This window comes from Saccharopolyspora terrae (genome assembly GCF_004348435.1).
GTDB lineage: Bacteria > Actinomycetota > Actinomycetes > Mycobacteriales > Pseudonocardiaceae > Saccharopolyspora > Saccharopolyspora endophytica.
This window is the reverse complement of record NZ_SMKS01000058.1, coordinates 1-17,330: the sequence shown is the minus strand read 5'-3', so window position 1 is coordinate 17,330 and position 17,330 is coordinate 1. Positions and strand designations below refer to the sequence as shown.

16 protein-coding genes are annotated in these 17,330 nt (G+C 69.3%); 6 read left to right on the top strand and 10 right to left on the bottom strand.

What is annotated here, in order from left to right:
- Positions 1–8: 8 nt before the first annotated feature.
- Together E1181_RS24620 and typA are read right to left on the bottom strand one after the other, a co-directional pair.
- Positions 9–1,760, bottom strand: coding sequence for an ABC transporter family substrate-binding protein (locus E1181_RS24620; protein WP_165944735.1), 1,752 nt, complete (start codon positions 1,758–1,760; stop codon positions 9–11).
- Positions 1,761–2,071: 311 nt separating this feature from the next.
- Positions 2,072–3,985, bottom strand: coding sequence for a translational GTPase TypA (gene typA, locus E1181_RS24615; protein WP_132678268.1), 1,914 nt, complete (start codon positions 3,983–3,985; stop codon positions 2,072–2,074).
- Between the two features lie 352 nt (positions 3,986–4,337).
- Here typA and E1181_RS31560 point away from each other — a divergent pair, with 352 nt between their 5' ends.
- The gene (locus E1181_RS31560; RefSeq protein ID WP_165943908.1) at positions 4,338–4,496 is read left to right on the top strand and encodes a hypothetical protein; all 159 of its coding nucleotides are present in this window, start codon (positions 4,338–4,340) and stop codon (positions 4,494–4,496) included.
- Between the two features lie 43 nt (positions 4,497–4,539).
- On the opposite strand, the gene E1181_RS24610 is transcribed toward E1181_RS31560, so the two are convergent.
- Positions 4,540–4,851, bottom strand: coding sequence for a YciI family protein (locus E1181_RS24610; protein ID WP_132678267.1), 312 nt, complete (start codon positions 4,849–4,851; stop codon positions 4,540–4,542).
- A gap of 212 nt (positions 4,852–5,063) precedes the next feature.
- Here E1181_RS24610 and E1181_RS24605 point away from each other — a divergent pair, with 212 nt between their 5' ends.
- Positions 5,064–5,264: a hypothetical protein gene (locus tag E1181_RS24605; protein WP_132678266.1), complete on the top strand. Its 201-nt coding sequence runs from the start codon at positions 5,064–5,066 to the stop codon at positions 5,262–5,264.
- Positions 5,265–5,267: 3 nt separating this feature from the next.
- Here the strand turns inward: E1181_RS24605 and E1181_RS24600 are convergent, their stop codons facing one another.
- The 3 genes from E1181_RS24600 to E1181_RS24590 are packed head-to-tail and all read right to left on the bottom strand — an operon-like array spanning position 5,268 to position 8,155.
- Complete coding sequence (locus E1181_RS24600) at positions 5,268–6,134, bottom strand: NUDIX domain-containing protein (protein ID WP_235877012.1); 867 nt, start codon at positions 6,132–6,134, stop codon at positions 5,268–5,270.
- A 21-nt stretch (positions 6,135–6,155) separates the two neighbouring features.
- Positions 6,156–7,475, bottom strand: coding sequence for a sensor histidine kinase (locus E1181_RS24595; RefSeq protein WP_132678264.1), 1,320 nt, complete (start codon positions 7,473–7,475; stop codon positions 6,156–6,158).
- Positions 7,472–8,155 (bottom strand): response regulator transcription factor, encoded by a 684-nt coding sequence (locus E1181_RS24590; RefSeq protein ID WP_132678263.1) that lies wholly within the window; start codon positions 8,153–8,155, stop codon positions 7,472–7,474. The genes E1181_RS24595 and E1181_RS24590 overlap by 4 nt, the downstream gene beginning before the upstream one ends.
- A gap of 142 nt (positions 8,156–8,297) precedes the next feature.
- On the opposite strand from E1181_RS24590, the gene E1181_RS24585 reads away from it, so the two are divergent.
- Complete coding sequence (locus E1181_RS24585; RefSeq protein ID WP_132678261.1) at positions 8,298–8,591, top strand: 4a-hydroxytetrahydrobiopterin dehydratase; 294 nt, start codon at positions 8,298–8,300, stop codon at positions 8,589–8,591.
- A 238-nt stretch (positions 8,592–8,829) separates the two neighbouring features.
- Here E1181_RS24585 and E1181_RS24580 read toward each other — a convergent pair whose 3' ends face one another.
- The 3 genes from E1181_RS24580 to E1181_RS24570 form a co-directional block, all read right to left on the bottom strand.
- Positions 8,830–9,780, bottom strand: coding sequence for an FAD-dependent oxidoreductase (locus E1181_RS24580; RefSeq protein ID WP_132678259.1), 951 nt, complete (start codon positions 9,778–9,780; stop codon positions 8,830–8,832).
- Positions 9,781–9,847: 67 nt separating this feature from the next.
- A complete protein-coding gene (locus E1181_RS24575) occupies positions 9,848–10,045 on the bottom strand; it encodes a hypothetical protein (protein ID WP_132678257.1) in 198 nt (65 codons plus the stop codon).
- Positions 10,046–10,200: 155 nt separating this feature from the next.
- A complete protein-coding gene (locus tag E1181_RS24570) occupies positions 10,201–11,619 on the bottom strand; it encodes an ATP-binding protein (protein ID WP_132678256.1) in 1,419 nt (472 codons plus the stop codon).
- Positions 11,620–11,846: 227 nt separating this feature from the next.
- On the opposite strand from E1181_RS24570, the gene E1181_RS24565 reads away from it, so the two are divergent.
- A complete protein-coding gene (locus E1181_RS24565) occupies positions 11,847–14,351 on the top strand; it encodes an EAL domain-containing protein (RefSeq protein WP_165944734.1) in 2,505 nt (834 codons plus the stop codon).
- A 70-nt stretch (positions 14,352–14,421) separates the two neighbouring features.
- On the opposite strand, the gene E1181_RS24560 is transcribed toward E1181_RS24565, so the two are convergent.
- The gene (locus tag E1181_RS24560) at positions 14,422–14,643 is read right to left on the bottom strand and encodes a hypothetical protein (RefSeq protein WP_132678252.1); all 222 of its coding nucleotides are present in this window, start codon (positions 14,641–14,643) and stop codon (positions 14,422–14,424) included.
- Between the two features lie 79 nt (positions 14,644–14,722).
- Between E1181_RS24560 and E1181_RS24555 the strand changes: the two genes are divergently transcribed.
- Entirely contained in the window at positions 14,723–14,983 is a 261-nt protein-coding gene (locus E1181_RS24555; RefSeq protein WP_132678250.1) for a GntR family transcriptional regulator, read from the top strand.
- Between the two features lie 266 nt (positions 14,984–15,249).
- Positions 15,250–17,079 (top strand): IS481 family transposase, encoded by a 1,830-nt coding sequence (locus E1181_RS24550; RefSeq protein ID WP_132678248.1) that lies wholly within the window; start codon positions 15,250–15,252, stop codon positions 17,077–17,079.
- Positions 17,080–17,330 lie beyond the last annotated feature (251 nt).

Here is a 17,330-nt window from a genome sequence, read left to right as displayed (position 1 = left end):
ACGAAGTATTAGTAGCCGTCGTTTTCTGCTGGTGTTCCTAGCCATTGGGCTGCCGTGGAGAACGGGCCCGCGAAACCGTTGCCGGCCTGGACGCCGGTGGCCTCGTTGCTCAGCGCCAGGACCTGCGCCTGCTGGTAGAGAGGCAGGGCGATCGCGTCCCGCCACAGCACGGATTCGACGTTCGCCGACGCCTGCTGGAAGGACATCCGGCCGGACAGGGCCGCGTCGATCGTGGGTTGCAGGAGCTCGTCGCAGAAACCGGCCGCGTTGTAGGGCAGCGGCTGCTCGCTGTCCGGGTCCACACCCGGGCAGCCGTAGGACGAGGCCATGGTGGCGGCCGGATCGCCGCCGGCCGGGCGCGGCGCGACCGCCATGTCGACGGTGCCCGAGGTGCCCGCCTCGGCGGAGTGCGGATCGGTGGCGAGCATCTCGCCGAAGAGCTGATCCCCGGTCGGCGTCACCACGGTGGCCTGGATGCCCTGCGCGCGGAGCTGCTGGGCGGCGGCTTCGGCGATGCTGATGTAGCCCTCGTGCTCGAAGGGCGCGGCGATCACCAGGTTCAGCGGACGTCCGTCGCGGATCCACGAACCGCCCGTGCGCTGGTACCCGGCCTCGGTGAGCAGCCGCTCGACCTGCGCCGGGTCGGGACGCTTCGGCAAGGCACCGGCGGGTTCGGTGGGCGTGTAGCCGCGCTCCGACGGCGCGAGGACCTGCGCGTGGGCCTGCAACTGCTCGCCGGGCCCGCCGCCGGTTCCCGCCTCGATGAGCGCGGGGCGGTCCAGCGCGGCCATCACGGCCTGCCGGACCTTGACGTCGGCGAGCGCGCGGCTGTCCTGCCGCAGCAGCATCTCCATGGTCGCCGGGCGCGGAACGGTCATCATCTGCACCTGGTCGCCCAGGTCGCGCAGCGACCGCACGGTCCCGGCGTCGGCGCTGAACAGCGCCAGGTGGCTGTCTCCGCTGCGCAGCGCCTCGACCTGGCGGGCCTTGTCGACGGCGCGGAGCACGATCCGGTCGGACTGCGCGGGCGGACCCCAGTAGCGGTCGTTGCGCTCCAGGATGATCTCGCCTCGGTCCAGGTCGATCTGCCGGATCGCGAACGGGCCGCCCGAAGCCGGGTAGCCGTCGTCGAGGACGGTTCCCCAGCCGCGCGGCGCGGCGCGCAGCAGGTGCGCGGGCAGCAGGTTGTTGAACAGCGTCTGCCATCCCGCGAAGGGCTTGCTGAAGGTGACGTCGACGGTCTTGCCGCCCTGCCTGGAGGCGACGTCGTCGATCAGCCGGTAGCCGGACGGGTCCGCCACCCCGGGCTGGGAGCGGAGCTGTTCCCACAGGTAGACGAAGTCCTCGGCGGCAATCGGGGCGCCGTCGGACCAGCTGGCCTGCTGCTTGATCCGGTACCGGACGGTGAACTTCTCCGCGTCCGGGACGATCTCGGCGGACTCCATCAGGTTGGTGTCCAGCTGCAGCGCGCCGTCCGGGCCCGGCCGGAACACCGAAGGCAGCATCAGCCCGGCGAGCGCGGAGCTCGTCGGCGACAGGTCGGCGAGGGTGTGCGGGTTGAACCCGCCTTCGAGCTCATCGACGCCGACGACGACCTCGATCGGCATCGGCTGCGCGGGAGTGCTCGTGCTGGGTGCGCTGGTCGTCGGACCCGGCTCCACCAACTGCGGTGGCGGCGCGTCCGTGCAGCCCGCGACCAGGCTGACGACGGTCACCAGCAGGGGAACCGCGCCCAGTGCGCGGCGTCGACCCTGGGTCACGCCGAACCTCCCCTCACATCGGCCGCCGGAGGATCACCCCGGGCCACACGCGCCTCGGGTCCGAACGACATCATCCGAACGCAGGACGCGCGAGAGCCCCCCATGGTTCCGCAACCGATCCGATGATCGTCCCCGGGGTCCGTCAGCGCCAGCGGCCACCGTCAGGCAGGCACCGGAGGTGGTTTCTCTTTACCCCAAGCACGCAACCGGCACCGCCGGGGGTTCTGAGCGGCTTCGTGGCGCGCGGAGTCCACGAAGCCGCTCAGATGCCCGCACCGCTGAGCGACCCAGCCGTGCGCGACAGATGAAGATCAGCCGTTGTCGCGGGCCTTCTGGCGGGAGCGCTCGCGGCCTCGGGTGGTGCTGTCCAGGATGATCTTCCGGACGCGAATGGCGTCCGGGCCGACCTCGACGCACTCGTCGCCGGAGCAGAACTCCAGGGCCTCCTCCAGCGAGAGGGTGCGCGGCTTGGCCAGCTTCTCCAGCTCATCTGCGGTCGAGGACCGCATGTTGGTGAGCTTCTTCTCCTTGGTGATGTTCACGTCGAGGTCCTCGGCGCGCGGGTTCTCGCCCACGACCATGCCCTCGTAGACCTCGCTGGTCGGCTGCACGAAGAACGAGCCGCGGTCGGCCAGCTGCAGCAGCGCGTAGTTGGTGGCCGGGCCGGAGCGGTCGGCGACCAACGAGCCGCTGTGGCGGGTGCGCAGCTCGCCCACCCACGGGAAGTAGCCCTCGAAGACGTGGTTGGCGATGCCGGTGCCGCGGGTCTCGGTGAGGAACTCGGTGCGGAACCCGATCAGCCCGCGCGAGGGGATCACGTAGATCAGCTTGATGCGGCCGGTGCCGTGCCCGTCCATGGTCTCCATGCGGCCCTTGCGGCCGGCCAGCAGCTGGGTGACGGCGCCGAGGTGCTCCTCGGGGGCGTCGATGGTCAGCCGCTCGAACGGCTCGCACAGCTTGCCGTCGATGGTCTTGGTGACCACCTGCGGCTTGCCGACGGTCAGCTCGAAGCCCTCGCGGCGCATGTTCTCGACCAGGATGGCCAGCGCCAGCTCACCGCGGCCCTGGACCTCCCAGGCGTCGGGCTTCTCGGTGGGCAGCACCTTCATGCTGACGTTGCCGATCAGCTCCGAGTCCAGGCGGGACTTGACCTGCCGGGCGGTGATCTTGGTGCCGCCGTTGCGGCCGGTCAGCGGCGAGGTGTTGACGCCGATGGTCATCGAGATCGCCGGGTCGTCGACTGTGATCCGGGGCAGCGGCTTCGGGTTGTCCGGGTCGGTGAGGGTGTCACCGATGGTGATGTCCGGGACGCCGGCGATGGCCACCAGGTCGCCCGCGGAGGCCTCCTCGGCAGGGACGCGGGTGAGGTTCTCGGTGATCAGCAGCTCGGTCAGGCGGACCTTCTCGACGCTGCCGTCCTCGCGGCACCAGCCGACGGTCTGGCCCTTGCGCATGGTGCCGGAGTGGATCCGGCACAGGCCGATGCGGCCCAGGAACGACGAGGCGTCGAGGTTGGTGACCAGCGCGCTCAGCGGCGAGTCGAAGTCGGCGATGGGCGCGGGGACGTGGTCGAGCAGGACCTTGAACAGCGAGTCCAGGTTCTCCTCGTCGGGCAGCTCGCCGTCGACCGGCTGCTCCATCGAGGCGCGGCCGGCGCGGGCGGAGGCGTAGACGACCGGCAGGTCGAGGATGGCCTCCATGTCCAGGTCAACCTCGCCGTCGAGCTCGCTGGCGAGCTCCAGCAGCAGGTCGTGGGCCTCTTCGACGACCTCGGCGCAGCGCGCGTCGGGGCGGTCGACCTTGTTGACGACCAGGATGACCGGCAGCTTCGCGGCCAGCGCCTTGCGCAGCACGAAGCGGGTCTGCGGCAGCGGGCCCTCACTGGCGTCGACCAGCAGGGTCACGCCGTCGACCATCGACAGCGCGCGCTCCACCTCGCCGCCGAAGTCGGCGTGGCCGGGGGTGTCGACGACGTTGATGGTGACCGGACCGTCTTCGGTCTCGCGACGGATCGCGGTGTTCTTGGCCAGGATCGTGATGCCCTTCTCACGTTCCAGGTCGTTGGAGTCCATGACGCGGTCGACGAGCTCGGCGCGTTCGGAGAAGGCACCGGACTGGCGCAGCATCGCGTCGACCAGGGTGGTCTTGCCGTGGTCGACGTGCGCGACGATGGCTACGTTGCGCAGATCACTGCGCGTGGGGGCGGCGACGCTGGTGGCGGACACGCGGGTACTCCATGGCTCGGCGCGGAAAGGTCGCGGCGGTTCGTCGATGTGATGCACCGCTGGGCGATGGCACCGGATGCGGATCTCCCCGCATGGCGCCTGCTGACTTCCAGGCACCGGCCGCGGCTCCACTGCGCCGCTGCTGCGGAGCTCATTTCGGGCGGCACCCCGCGGGTTGCGGGGGCGCTACGTCGACACGCGGCCCCCTCCAGCGTAGTGCAAGCACATCCCGGACCGACGCGCACGTGCGCAGCGCAACAGCGAACAGTCGGCGAACATCAAGTTCGCCAGGTCGGGTTAGGTTCACCTACGCTCGGCCGCAACCCCGTCCCCAGCGCCGGAAAGAAGCACCGTGGGCAAAGGCACCATCAAGGTCAAGAAAAAATGTTGCCATTCGCAACCACCGTGCAAGAGCTGCCCCATCGTGGCTCTGCGCAAACTGCTCAAGGATCAGAAAGCGGCGGAGGTCAAAAAGGCTCAGAAGAAGGCCAAGAAAAAGGACGCGAAGTGACCCGGGCGCGGCGCCGGCACCGCGGCTCGGGACAGGTCGGCGGCTAGCGCTGCGCGACCGTGGTCAGCGGGTCCGCGTAGGCGGCCAGCTCCGGGATCGTCCGCAGGGCCTGGAACTCGACGACCTCGTAGCGGACGAGCTTGTGCAGGGCGAACGGGTCCGTCGCCAGGATGGCGTCCAGCCTGCCGCGGGACATCGCACGGGCGATGATCACCGCCCCGTTGCGCGGGTGCCGGTGACCTGCGGCGATGAAGTCGCCTGCGTCGTAATGCTGGGTGACCCATTCGTAGTGATCTACCAGTTGGGCGTCGATATCCGATTCTGGCGCGGTGTATTGCAGCAGCACTACAAACATTCTTTCAATGTAACTCCCCCACCTGGCATTTGCCGATCACTTTCGCCCGTTGAATCCCACGAGAACAAGATCGAACAACCGGAAATCGGACTCCCCGCCACACACCCCGCGAAACCCCTCACTCACTCAGCGCAACCGCTTTCACGAAGGTTGGACCCGGAACCGGGTGGAACCCCTGGCGCCCGCTGATCACCACCGTGCAACTTGGCCGCATGTTGATCACCTCGCGTCTGAGCGCGATCGACCTCTACGAGCTCGCAGACGACGGCTACCGCATCACGACCAGCGCTTGCGGTTCGCAGAAGTTCGAGGCCGAGCGGCCGTTCCCCTTCTCGCTCGACCCCGCCAGCCTCCTGGACGACCAGTGCGAGCGATCGACAAGCGGGCGGAATTCTTCGTCGCCCTGCCAGTAGGGACTACTCGGCCGTCGTTGAACGTCCCTGGAGGCGTGAGTCCTCCAGCAGTTCGCGCAAGGTGTGCAGGAGGACTCGGTCGGTTTCGAGCCAGTCGAGGGAGGGCAGTTCCGCGGCGCTCACCCAGCGGACCTCGCGGTGCTCGACCGCTGCGGGCTGCTGGGCGGGGTCCTTGAGCTCCGCCGTGTGGATGCGCAGCAGCATGCCGTTGTCCAGCGGGACGTCGGTGCCGAGGCGGCCGGTGGGGCGGACCTCGACGTCGAGCTCTTCGCGGCACTCGCGGACCACGGCCTCGGACTCGTCCTCGCCGGGTTCGACGCGGCCACCCGGCAGCTCCCACTGGCCGGCGTGCGAGGCAGGGTAGCTGCGCTGCTGAGCGAGCAGCCGTCCCTCGTGCACGATGGCGGTGCCCACGACGATCGTGCGCGCCGCCCAGGACTCGGCGAGCTCGCGGACGGCGTGGATGCGGGCGGCCAGCACGTCGAGCACCAACCGGCGGCCCACGGCGACGTCGCCGAGCCTGCCCAACGGGCCGAACGGGCTCGTCCACCGCACCGAGTCGGTGAGCAGCGTGCGCGGGCCGACCTGGGCCAGGACCGTCTCGTGCCGCAGCTGCGCGAGCGGCCCGGCGACCAGCACCGAGCTCAACCCGTCGGCGTCGGCCCGCACGATGCGCGTGGTCAGGGTGAACGCGGAGAGCCGGAACGCGAGTTCGTCACCGGGCACCAGCAGCGAATCCGGGCTGGTCAGCGACCGGCCGCGAATGCCGAGGGCGGCCAGCCCGGTCTCGGCCGTCCGGGTGTGCCGCAGCGCGGCCCCCACGGTGGCCAGTGGTGCCTCGATCAGACCGGTACTCCGCAGAACCGCCACGTTCACGAATCTTGCCCGACGTCAGCGCGCGGCCGGCCAGCGGACCTCGATGCGCGCACCGCCCGAGGGCGCCTCGCCGGCGCGCACCGACCCGCCGCGCCTGGTCACGGCCTCGGCCGCCAGCGCCAGCCCGAGCCCGGCACCGCCGGTGCTGCGGGCCCGGTCGGGTTCGACGCGGTAGAACCGGTCGAACACGCGCGGCCGGTGCTCGGCCGGGATGCCGGGGCCGTCGTCGTCGACCAGCAGCCGCACGCCCATCCCCGGCTCGGCCTGCACCGACACCCGCACCAGCGTCCGGGTGTAGCGCTGGGCGTTGCCGATGATGTTCTCCAGCACCGTCGAGACCTCGGCGGGCGCGGCCAGCACGAGCACGGGGTCCTCGGGCACGTCCAGTTCGACGTCGCCGCCGAGCCGTTCGGCGGCCGCGCGCACGGCCGCCGCCAGGTCCACCGGCCGGGTCGGTTCGACCTCGCGCTCCGCGCGGGCGAGCGCGAGCAGGCTCTCCACCAGCGTGGACAGCCGCTGCGCTTCGAGAGCGATGTCCTGCAGCGTCTCGTGGGCGATGTCCGGGTCGGGGTGCATGACCGCGACCTCGGCCTGGGCGCGGATGGAGGCGACGGGGTTGCGCAGCTCGTGGGCCGCGTCGCCGGTGAACCGGCGCAGCCGTTCGGTGTCGGCGTCGCGGCGGGCGAGCATCGCGTTGAGCTCTTCGGCCAGCGCCCGGATCTCGTCGGCGGCCTCGGGCACCGGCAGCCGCTCGCCTTCGGGCAGTCCGGCGGCGGCGCTGCGGATGCGGTCGACCGGCCGCAGCGATCGGTGCACGACCAGCCAGGTCGCGAAGCCGACCAGGGCCGCTGCCAGCACCGATCCGAAGCTGAGCAGCTTCCCGGTGCGCCCGGCGGTGTCGGCGAAGCCGACCAGGCGGGCTTCGGCGGCCACCAGCAGGTGCCGGCCGCCGGGGTCGGTGACCGGGACGCCTCGCCAGCGGTGCAGCTCGGCGGGCGCCTCGAAGTCGAGCACGCCGCTTCCCGCGCTCAGCTCGGCGATCTGCCACTCGCTCAGGTTCGCGCTGGGCAAGCCGTCGACCGGCTCCCCGTTCTCGCCGAGCACGCGCACGTCGGGTCGGCCGACGACGGGCGAGCCCGCGGCGACGTGGCTCGCGGTGCCGCCCGCGATGCGCTTGAGGTCGGCGTCGACGGAGTCGATCAGCAGCCAGCTGACGATCCCGGTCCCGGCGTGCGCGACCACTCCGAGACCGATCAACGCGACGGCGGTGGCCACGACGCTGGTGCGGAACTGGATGGTGCGGCGCTGCCACCAGCCGCGCAGTCTCCTGATCATGCTTGCGCGCACACGCGGTAGCCCTGCCCGCGCACGGTCTGCACCAGCTCCCCGGCCCCCACGGCGGTGAGCTTGCGGCGCAGGTAGCCGACGTAGACCTCGACGACGTTGCGAGTGACGAACTGCTCCTCGCCCCACACCATGCGCAGCAGGTCGTCCTTGGGCACCACCGACTCGGGGTGGCTGGCGAGCGCGACGAGCAGCCCGAACTCGCGCGGCGAGAGCGTGACGGGCTGGCCGTCCCAGTGCACCTCGCGGTTGCTGCGGTCGATCTCCAGCGCCCCGACCCGCAGGCACGCCTGCTGGCCGGCGTTGTCGCGCCGCCGCAGCAGCGCCCGCACCTGAGCCACCAGCACCAGGAAGGAGAAGGGCTTGACCAGGTAGCCGTCGGCCCCGAGGTCGAGTCCGTCGGCCTGGTCGACCTCGCCGCTCTTGGCCGAGATCAGCAGCACCGGCGTGGTCACGTCCTGCTCGCGCATCCGCTCCAGCACCCGGTAACCGGACATGCCGGGGAGCATGACGTCGAGCAGCACGACGTCGAAGGCGCCGGTCATGGCCAGGCGCAGCGCTTCGGGGCCGTCGGCGGCGACGCTGACCTCCATGCCTTCAGCGGACAGCCCGCGGCGCAGCGCGGTCCGCACTCCCGGCTCGTCGTCGACCACCAGAACCCGAGGCAACATGGTGACCAGCATGCCGACCGCGACCCGCCGCGAGCATCCGGTCTCAGGGCCTTCTCACAGTGATCGACCGGATTCTCAGCTCGGTCTCAGACTGGGCACGTCGCAGGCGGTCGATTCGCTCTCACTCGGGCACCATGAGGGCATGACCGAACTCCTCACCGACGCGCAGATCGCCGAGGCGCTGGAACACCTGCCGGAGTGGCACCGGGACGGCAACAACATCGTCCGCGTGGTCGAATTCCCCGGCTTTCCGCAGGCCATCCAGGCCGTCATGCGCATCGCCGAGATCGCCGAGAACGAGAACCACCACCCCGACATCGACATCCGCTTCAACAAGGTGACGTTCTACCTGTCGACGCACTTCAAGGGCGGCATCACGAGCAACGACACGTCCCTGGCGCAGGAGATCGACAGCGTCGTGGACCAGTTCGGCTAGGAGCCGCTGCTCCCGCGCGACCGCGGAGCAGGTACTAGGGGCTGTTGAGGAATGTGGCGGAGCCGCATGCTCTTCCACCACCTGAGCAGCTGGCACCGCCGCGGGTTCTGAGCGCCTTCGTGGCGAGTACGCCGGGACGCCGTGTATTGGACATACATCAGGAGCGGCGCACGGAGACCACGGAGGCGCTCAGGTTCCGCCACCCGCACCGCCACGCAAAGCAATTCCCCAAGAGCTCTTAGCTCTCCTCGACGAGGTCGGCGACTTCGAAGGCGCATCCCCAGGACAGCCCGACGCCGCAGCCGGCGTGGCCGTAGTCGTGGATGATGCGGGCGCCTTCGTAGTGCTCGACGTCGACCCGCACCGAGTCGCGGCCCGGCCGCAGCCCGACGGTCTCCTCCAGCACCTCGGCGTCGGCGAGTCGCGGTTCGAGCTGGGCGACGCGGCGACGGATCCGCGCGCTGATCTCGGCTCGCGGTGTCCGCCGCCAGTCGTGGTCGACGGAGATGCCGCCGAGCACCACGCGATCGCCGTGCGGCATCCAGGACGTGAACTCGCCGCCTTCGCTGAGCTCGATGAAGTACTCGTCGATGCCGGGGTTGCGCACCACGACGTGCTGGCCGAGCACCGGGTGCACGCCGGGGTCGCCGACGAGTTCGTGCGCCCCGACGCCGGTGCAGTTGATGACGGTGTCCGATTCGGCGGCTGCGTCGGCGAGCGACGACACGGACGCCAGCAGGATCTCGCCACCGGCCGCCTGGAACCGTGCCAGGAGGTAGTCGAGGTAGCGGGGCATGTCGATCAGCGGGACGGTTCCCCGGTAACCCCAGACGAAGCCCTCGGGAAGCTCCTGCTCACCGCATCGGTGCAGGTCGGGGATCAGCTTGGTTTCGGGCGGGACGACGTCGCCGAGGTCGGTCCGCGCCGCCATCCGGCCGGCGGCCAGGTGCACGCCGGAGTTCTCGTCGCGCGCCAGCGCGGTGAACTCGGCGTGCGAGAGGGTGGCCCAGTACAGCACCCGTTCCGGTGGTTTGAGCCGCGCTGGGCCCCACATCGCCCCGGCGACCGCCGAGGTCGTCTCGCGGGGCCGCTCAGCGGTGCGGATCCGCACTTGCCGACCCGCTTCGGCCAGCACGACCCCGCAGGTCAGGCCGTGCACGCCCGCGCCGATCACGAGTACCGGACTCACGCGTCCGACGCTAGCAGTCCCGTGGTCGGGCGGAACCTCGAAAGGTCCCGGGTTCACCCGGCCGCCGTCAGCCCTCGTCGTCGCGGAGGTGGTCGGCCAGTTCGGTCAGCACGTCGGCCAGCCTGTGCCGTTCGCTCCGGGAGACCTCGCCCCTGGGCAGCCGGAAGGCCACCCGGTCGAGCTCCCACTGGGCAACCCTCAGCACCACGGCGAAGTTCGCCGAACGGCACATGGGCCTGCCGATCCTCCGGTTCTCCTCGATCATCACAACTCCCCGACCCGACTTTCGTTCGCACCACGATGCTGCAGGTCAGCAGGGGTGTTTCAGCAGCGTTGAAGAACGTCTCCGAGCTGAGTAGATGTACGCCGAGCCGTCACACAATTCCGCCCAACCCACACGGAGCAGAGCGGGCAGAGCACCTACAGCGGCCAGGCGTTGAGCAGATCGGCCGGCCCGTAAACGGCATCAACACCTGAGCAGTCCGCACCGCTGCGCGTGACGGCCACGACGGGAACCGGTTCGTCGGTGAGCGCTGCGCGGTGGCGGTGGAGGGCGACCAGGTCGTGCTGGTCGAAGGGGGACTGCTCCAGCCACTTGATGGAACCGACGAAGCGCAGTTCCTCGGCGATGGGAGCTCGGTCCGCCCCGACGATGTCGATCTCGACGTTGTTGCTGCGGGTCCAGTACCCGCCCATCGCAGGCGCTTCCGGCAGCTTGTCGTCGGGCAGCGTCCGGGCGAGCGCCTCGCGGATGACGGGCTCGATCGCCCGTCCACGCCAACTGGTCCAGTTCTCCCGGATCCGGGCCAGGGTCAGATCGCCCCGCCCCCGCTCGATCTCCTCGATGAACGGGCCGACGAGGTGCAGCCAGAATCGCAGGTACGAGTCCGTCACCCGGTACCGCCGCTCCTTCGACGGACGCGTCGACAGGGGCAGTTCGGCCGCGACCACCCGCTTTACGAGGAGCGTTTCCAGGGATCGCTGCAGCGACGTCCCTCCGATCCCTCCGGCCGCTCGTGCGATGTTGGTGAAGGTCCGCTCCCCGCTGCCGATCGCCGACAGGACGCTGCGCGGCTGCGCGTTCGGCGGGGATTCCGCAGCCAGCGACCGCTCCGCCGACACCAGCAGCGGCGATACGGGGTCGTTCAGCGCCTCGTCGAGGAAGTCCCACAGGCCTGCGCCGCGCGGCCAGTCAGCGCAGATCAGCGGGAGTCCGCCGGTGACCAGCGCGGCGTCGAACGCTTCTGCCGGCTCCAGGTCCAGCATGCGGCCGACTTCCGCGGGGTTCAGCGGACCCAGCACCATCTCCCGTCCGCGCTGGTGGAAGGGACGGCCGTAGCTGTTCAGCGCCTCCATCATCGACAGGTCGGAGCCGATGAGGATCAGCAGCACGGGTTTGGCCTGCAAGGCTCGGTCCCAGGCCCGCTGCAGCATTCCTTCGAAAGCGCCGTCGGCGTCCATGAGGTACGGCACCTCGTCGATGACCACGACGCTCGGCTGGTCCGAGGGCAGCGCGGCCGCGAGCACGTCGAAGGCGGCGTCCCAGTTTCGAGGCTGCGCGGCCGACATCAGGTGCGCCAGCGGGAGGTTCGACGCCTGAGCATCCCGGGCTAGCCGGATCAGATCGGCCTCGGGAGACGCGCCGGTTGCCGCGTAGAACAGGAACGGCACCCCGGAACGCTCCGCGAAGCGCTCGACCAGGCGCGATTTGCCCACGCGGCGCCGCCCGCGCAACATCACGCACCTGCCTGGCCGCTCCCCACCGACCCCTGAAGCGATCTTCTGAAGCTCGCGCTCCAACGTCGCCAGCTCGTCCCGCCGACCGACGAAGTCCACCATGCGCGCAGCCTCCAGGATTACTACCACCAAACTTACTACCGTCAATGATAGTAACATCAGCGGTAGTATCATCTCGGAATCGGCGCTCGGCGTGGTCGGGCAGGGACCGAGGGCTGGCCGGGTGTTCGACAGGTCTTCCGGGACCTCGTGGCCATCATCCCCACGACGGCGTGACCTGCGGCTTCGCGTGGGCAGTGCGGTGCGCGCCGGTCTCGCATACTCGTGGGATGGTTCCACGATGGCGAGGACGGTTCTCCCTGCTGGGACGCCTCTACGCGCTCGTCGGGGCCCTTCTGGTGGTGACCGTCGTGATCACCGGCGGGATGTTCGCCCTGCGGCAGCGGGTCGAGGACTCGACCGAGAACCTGATCACCAAGGTCGTGCCGGCGCAGAACAGCACCGCCAACCTGATCACGTCCTACGCCCAGCAGGAGAACCGCGTGCAGGCGTTCCTGCTGACCGATGACCCGGCCTTCCTCCAGGCGTACGCGGCCGACCAGGCCAACGCCGCCCAGTTCCACAGGACCGTGGGACGTCGACTCGCCGACGACCCCGCGGTGCAGGACCTGCTGAACCAGGTCAACGCCGCCGCGCAGCAATGGCGGCAGGACTCCGTCGAGCCGATGATCGCGCGCAGCCGCAGCCCGGGTCCGCTGGACCTCTCGACGCCCGAGAAGCAGTCCGAGCAAAGGCACGTCGCATCGTTGCGGGGCAAGCTGAGGGAGCTGCGCACCCGGATAGACACGATCGAAGCGGCGGAAGAAGCCCGGGCTGCCGCGGCGCGCACGGCAGCGAACTGGCTCACGCTGGCGCTCGCCCTGGTCGGCCTGATCTCCTGGGCAACGGCGATCCTGCTGCTCCGCAACTCCCTCACCCGCCCGTTGCGCACACTCGTGTCGCAGGTCAACGAGGTGTCGGAGGGCGACCTCGACCGCCCGGTCCACGAGGCCGGACCGCCCGAGTTGACCACGGTCGCCCGTGCGGTGGAGGCGATGCGGGCGCGCATCGTGAGCGAAACCCGCCACATCGCGCGGATGCAGCAGGAGCTGGCTCGCCACGAGAAGGCCGAGCGGCACCGGGCGGAGCAGGACTTCGCCACCGTGGTCGACACGCTCGACGAAGGCGTCGTCGTGCTCGACTCGGCAGGCATCGTCGAATCGGCCAACCCGGCCGCCCAGCGCATCCTCGGCACGCGCGAATCGCAGATCGTCGGTTCTGCACTCGTCTCCTGGCGCCTGTTCGAGGAATCCGGTGCCGCGCTGCGACTGGAAGATCGCGCGCCCCTGTTGGACTCCCAGGTGATCCGCCTCGACCGAACGGACGGTCGCACGGTCTGGCTGGCGGTCACCTCTCGCCCGCTGAACACCGCGACGGGAACGCCGTCCAAGGTCGTCGTGTCGTTCACCGACATCACCGAGAGGCGCGCGGCCCAGAACCGCTTGGAGCACGAGGCCACCCACGATCCGCTGACCGGCCTGGGCAACCGCACGCTGGTGCTCCGGCACCTGGAGCAGTCCCGACACCAGGAGCAGCCGATGGCCGTGCTGTTCCTCGACCTCGACAACTTCAAGCTCATCAACGATTCCCTCGGGCACGGTGTCGGCGACGCCGTCCTGGTCCACGCCGGGCAGCGGCTGGTGCGCGTGACGCCCTCGAACGGCCTGGTCGGCCGACTGGGCGGGGACGAGTTCGTGGTCCTCGTCGACGGCGAGAGCGATCACGCCGCACTCGCCGAGCGGTGCACGCGCCTGCTCGACGCCCTGACCGAACCGATCCGCATGGAGGGCAGGGAGCTTCACATCAACGGCAGCATCGGGGTGGTCGTGGCCCTGCCCGACGACGACCGGTCCGGGCAGGACCTCCTGCGTGATGCCGATGTGGCGATGTACCGGGCCAAGACCCGAGGGGGTGGGCGCCACGCGTTCTTCGACGTGGAGCTCCGCAAACGCGTGCAGCGGCACATGGATCTGGAGCAGGACCTCCGCCACGCCGTGGGACGGGGCCAGCTCTGGGTGGCCTACCAGCCGGTCGCCGACCTGCGCACCGATCGCACGGTGGCCGTGGAGGGACTGCTGCGGTGGCGCCACCCGGTCCACGGACCGATCTCGCCGGCCGAGTTCATCCCGGTGGCCGAGGAGACCAACCTGATCAACTCCATCGGCGCGCACATGCTGCGCTCGGCGACCCACCAACTCGCCGTCGAGCGGGAGCGGCACCACATCGATCTGATGCTCAACGCGAACCTCTCGCCGCGCCAGCTCGACGATCCCGGTCTGCCCGGCCTCGTGGAGAGCGCCCTCGCGGATTCGGGTCTGCCCGCCCGCGCCCTGTGCCTGGAGATCACCGAGGAGGCGATCATGCAAGACCCGGCTGCGGCAGCGCGCGTGCTGGAAACCTTGCGGGAGTTGGGCGTGTCACTGGCGATCGACGACTTCGGCACCGGCTACTCGTCCTTGGCCCAGATCCGACGGCTCCCGCTGGACACCCTCAAGATCGACCGCTCGTTCATCACCGACCTGAGCGAATCGAATGAGCTCCGGGTCATCGTCACCAGCATCGTCACCATGGCCCACGCGATCGGACTCGACGTCGTGGCCGAGGGCGTCGAAACGGCCCACCAGCTCGCCCAGCTCCGCACCATCGGCTGCGACCACGTCCAGGGCTACTACCTGAGCAGACCCGTCCCCCTCGACGAACTGCTGAGCTCCCCGCTCCGACTTCCCGCGGGGTGACGACCCACCAGCGGGCGCGAAGTCGACCTCCTCGTCCATCCGCAGCCAGTCGGCAACGCTGCGCTGCTGGTCAAGCACGGGCGAATTGCTGACGCCGACTCCACCGTGCCGCGAGGACGTGCGGGTGAGCGATCTCGACATGGCAGGTCATGGCGTCGAGACCCATCGTGTCGAGGTCGACGAGCACACGTCCGCAGCGAAGGCCACCGACCGGGCACGTCCACCACTCGCGGTCGTCGAGAACCGTGAGCTCCAGGTCGATCATGAACCCGCCCACCGCGATAGCTGCCATAGGCAATATTAGATAGCAGTAGATAGCTACGGCTAGTATCGGCGTGGCCTAGTTAGCTCTATAGGGTTAACGTCGCGGTATGAGTTGGGAGAGCCGCGCTGATCGTGTCGACCACGAGTCGCCCGAGTACGTCTGGCAGCAGATCGCCGACGACCTCCGCGCCGACATCGAGTCCGGTGAGCTCTCGGCCGGGTCCAGGCTCCCCAGCGGCCCGGAACTCGGTGAGATCTACGGCGTCGCCCGCCTGACCGCGATCAAAGCCGTGAACGCGCTCCGGGACGAAGGCCTGCTCAAGGTCCTCTCCGGAAAAGGAACGTTCGTCGTCCCGAAGAAGTCGTAGGCGATGGACTCGGGGAAGTCAGGGCATTACGGGTATGTGCTGGTGACTAGCGCGTATTCCAACGCCGCATCTGCAACTTCCGAGTACAAACCGCAGGCCCTTGATGAAGAAAAGGAAACTCTGAACACGCGCACAGCGCATCAAATGTGCTCCGTCGGATGATGTGCGACAGGCGTCCGCCGCCAGCTGATGTGCAACACCGGCCATGATCGGCTTCCTCGTTCGGGACGTTTCCGTGGAGCGTCCCCGGTGCTGGGAGGCCGGGATTGGCACTGGTCGTCTTGTCTGTGGTGGAGCAGCGTCTGGACGCGGTTCGGGCCGTGTTGGCGGGCGCGGAGGTTACCGAGATCGCGGCCCAGCTCGGGGTGCATCGGTCGACGGTGCATCGGTGGGTCACGCGGTATTTGTCCGGTCAGCTTGCGGGCTTGGCGGATCGCTCGCATCGCCCGGTCTCGTGTCCGCACCAGGTCGACGAGGCCGTGGAGGTCGTGGTCACCGAGATGCGTCGCGAGCACCCGCGGTGGGGCTCGAGGCGGATCCGCCTGGAACTGCTCCGACACGCCGGACCCTGGCAACGTGGTGATCTCGCGGTGCCTTCGGAACGCACGATCGATCGGATTCTGATCCGGCAGGGCTTGACGCGGGCCCGACCGCTGAAACGGCCTCGGGATTCGTTCCTGCGGTTCGAGAGGCCGGGGCCGATGCAGTTGTGGGGCATCGACATCGTCGGTGGCATCGAGCTCGTCGACCCGACCTCGGGGGTGGTGCGGGAAGCGAAGATCGTCACCGGGGTCGACGACCATTCCCGGTTCTGCGTGCTGGCCGCCGTGGTGGAGCGCGCGACGTCCCGAGCGGTCTGTGTGGCCTTCGCCGAGGCACTGGCCCGCTATGGGGTGCCCGAAGAGGTGATCACTGACCACGGGAAGCAGTTCACCGGCCGGTTCGGGCGTGGGCCGCAGCGGGGCGAAGTGCTCTTCGACAAGATCTGCCGCCGCAACGGCATCACGCATCGACTGACCCAACCCGCCTCGCCGAACCAGAACGGCAAGGTCGAACGCTTCCACGGAACTTTCCGCCCCGAGATCAGCGAGCAAGGCCCGTTCTCGTCGCTGCTAGCCGCGCAGGCCGCCGTGGACACCTGGGTGGCCGAATACAACACCGAACGCCCCCATCAGGCGCTGGACCAGCAACAGCCGGTGGTGCCCGCCGACCGATTCCAGCCTGCCACCCCGGCCAGTCCTGACGTGGAGTTGTGGGTGCCGCCGTCGCTCGTGCTCAAGCCAGCCCTAGAGGCGGAGTCGATCGTCGAGCCCTCAGTGCCGCAGCGTCAGCCCGGGGATGCGATCGAGCTGGACCGGGTGGTGCCGCCCTCGGGCAACCTGTGGGTCGGCGGCCGGCAGTTCTGGCTCGGCCCTGCCCGTTGCGGGCAAGTCGTGCGATTCTGGCTCGATTGCGACTGGGTGCACCTGTCGGTCGGCGGGCAGCGAGTGAAGTCGCTACGGTCCCGGTTCACCACCAACGACCTCGACCTCCTCGTCTCCCAGGGCGCAATCCCCGCCGGGCCCGAACCGGTCGCATCCCGAGGCGGGCCGGGCAGCCAGGCCGGACGTCGGATCGTCGAGGTCGAACGCACCGTCGCCAAGGCCGGCACCGTCTCTCTCGGAGCCCACCTCGTGCTCGCCGCCGAGATCCTGGCCGGACGCCACATCGGGATCTACATCGAAGAAAACGCCCCACTGCTGTTTTTCGACCCCGACACCCGCGAACTCCTGCGCACCCGCCCCAACCCGCTCACCCACGACGAGGCAACCCGACTGCAACAGTCCCGCCCGCCGGGCTCAGTGCCACGCCCGTCGACCGAACCGGTCACCGTGCAACGCCGCGTCAGCGCCGTCGGCACGATCACGGTCTGCGGCCAGACCATCGCCCTCGGCCGCGTCTACCAGCACCACACCGTGACCGCCCACGTCGCCGAAACGACGATCGCGATCGAGTTGCCCGACGGCGAAACAACGACCGTCCGCCGCACGACAGATCGTCCCGTCCGTAGCATCAAGGGCCAACGGCCACGGACCGCTACACCCTCAATTTCCTAGGCCGAGTGACGCACATCAGGTGGCAGACCGATGTCGCAAATCACCTGACGGACCACACACAGCGCATCAACATCGTGATGTGCCTGGCGGAAACACCTTCGATCTCACGTCGGTGGATACCGGCCTAGGAGCTGTTTAGGAACGTGGGGCCCGGTGGTTGAACATAGTGAGGTCTCCGGTAGATGGATCAGCGACGAAGAAGATCAACATCTATCCGGAGACCTCGGTGGGAAGCGTATCGGTTGGCGCGC

Excerpts from the sequence above, each read along its gene's own strand:
- E1181_RS24610 (WP_132678267.1), bottom strand. The coding sequence starts at position 4,851 with ATGTTTGTAGTGCTGCTGCAATACACCGCGCCAGAATCGGATATCGAC.
- E1181_RS24605 (WP_132678266.1), top strand. The coding sequence starts at position 5,064 with ATGTTGATCACCTCGCGTCTGAGCGCGATCGACCTCTACGAGCTCGCA.
- E1181_RS24595 (WP_132678264.1), bottom strand. The coding sequence starts at position 7,475 with ATGATCAGGAGACTGCGCGGCTGGTGGCAGCGCCGCACCATCCAGTTC.
- E1181_RS24590 (WP_132678263.1), bottom strand. The coding sequence starts at position 8,155 with ATGTTGCCTCGGGTTCTGGTGGTCGACGACGAGCCGGGAGTGCGGACC.
- E1181_RS24585 (WP_132678261.1), top strand. The coding sequence starts at position 8,298 with ATGACCGAACTCCTCACCGACGCGCAGATCGCCGAGGCGCTGGAACAC.
- E1181_RS24575 (WP_132678257.1), bottom strand. The coding sequence starts at position 10,045 with ATGATCGAGGAGAACCGGAGGATCGGCAGGCCCATGTGCCGTTCGGCG.
- E1181_RS24570 (WP_132678256.1), bottom strand. The coding sequence starts at position 11,619 with ATGGTGGACTTCGTCGGTCGGCGGGACGAGCTGGCGACGTTGGAGCGC.
- E1181_RS24565 (WP_165944734.1), top strand. The coding sequence starts at position 11,847 with ATGGTTCCACGATGGCGAGGACGGTTCTCCCTGCTGGGACGCCTCTAC.
- E1181_RS24560 (WP_132678252.1), bottom strand. The coding sequence starts at position 14,643 with ATGGCAGCTATCGCGGTGGGCGGGTTCATGATCGACCTGGAGCTCACG.
- E1181_RS24555 (WP_132678250.1), top strand. The coding sequence starts at position 14,723 with ATGAGTTGGGAGAGCCGCGCTGATCGTGTCGACCACGAGTCGCCCGAG.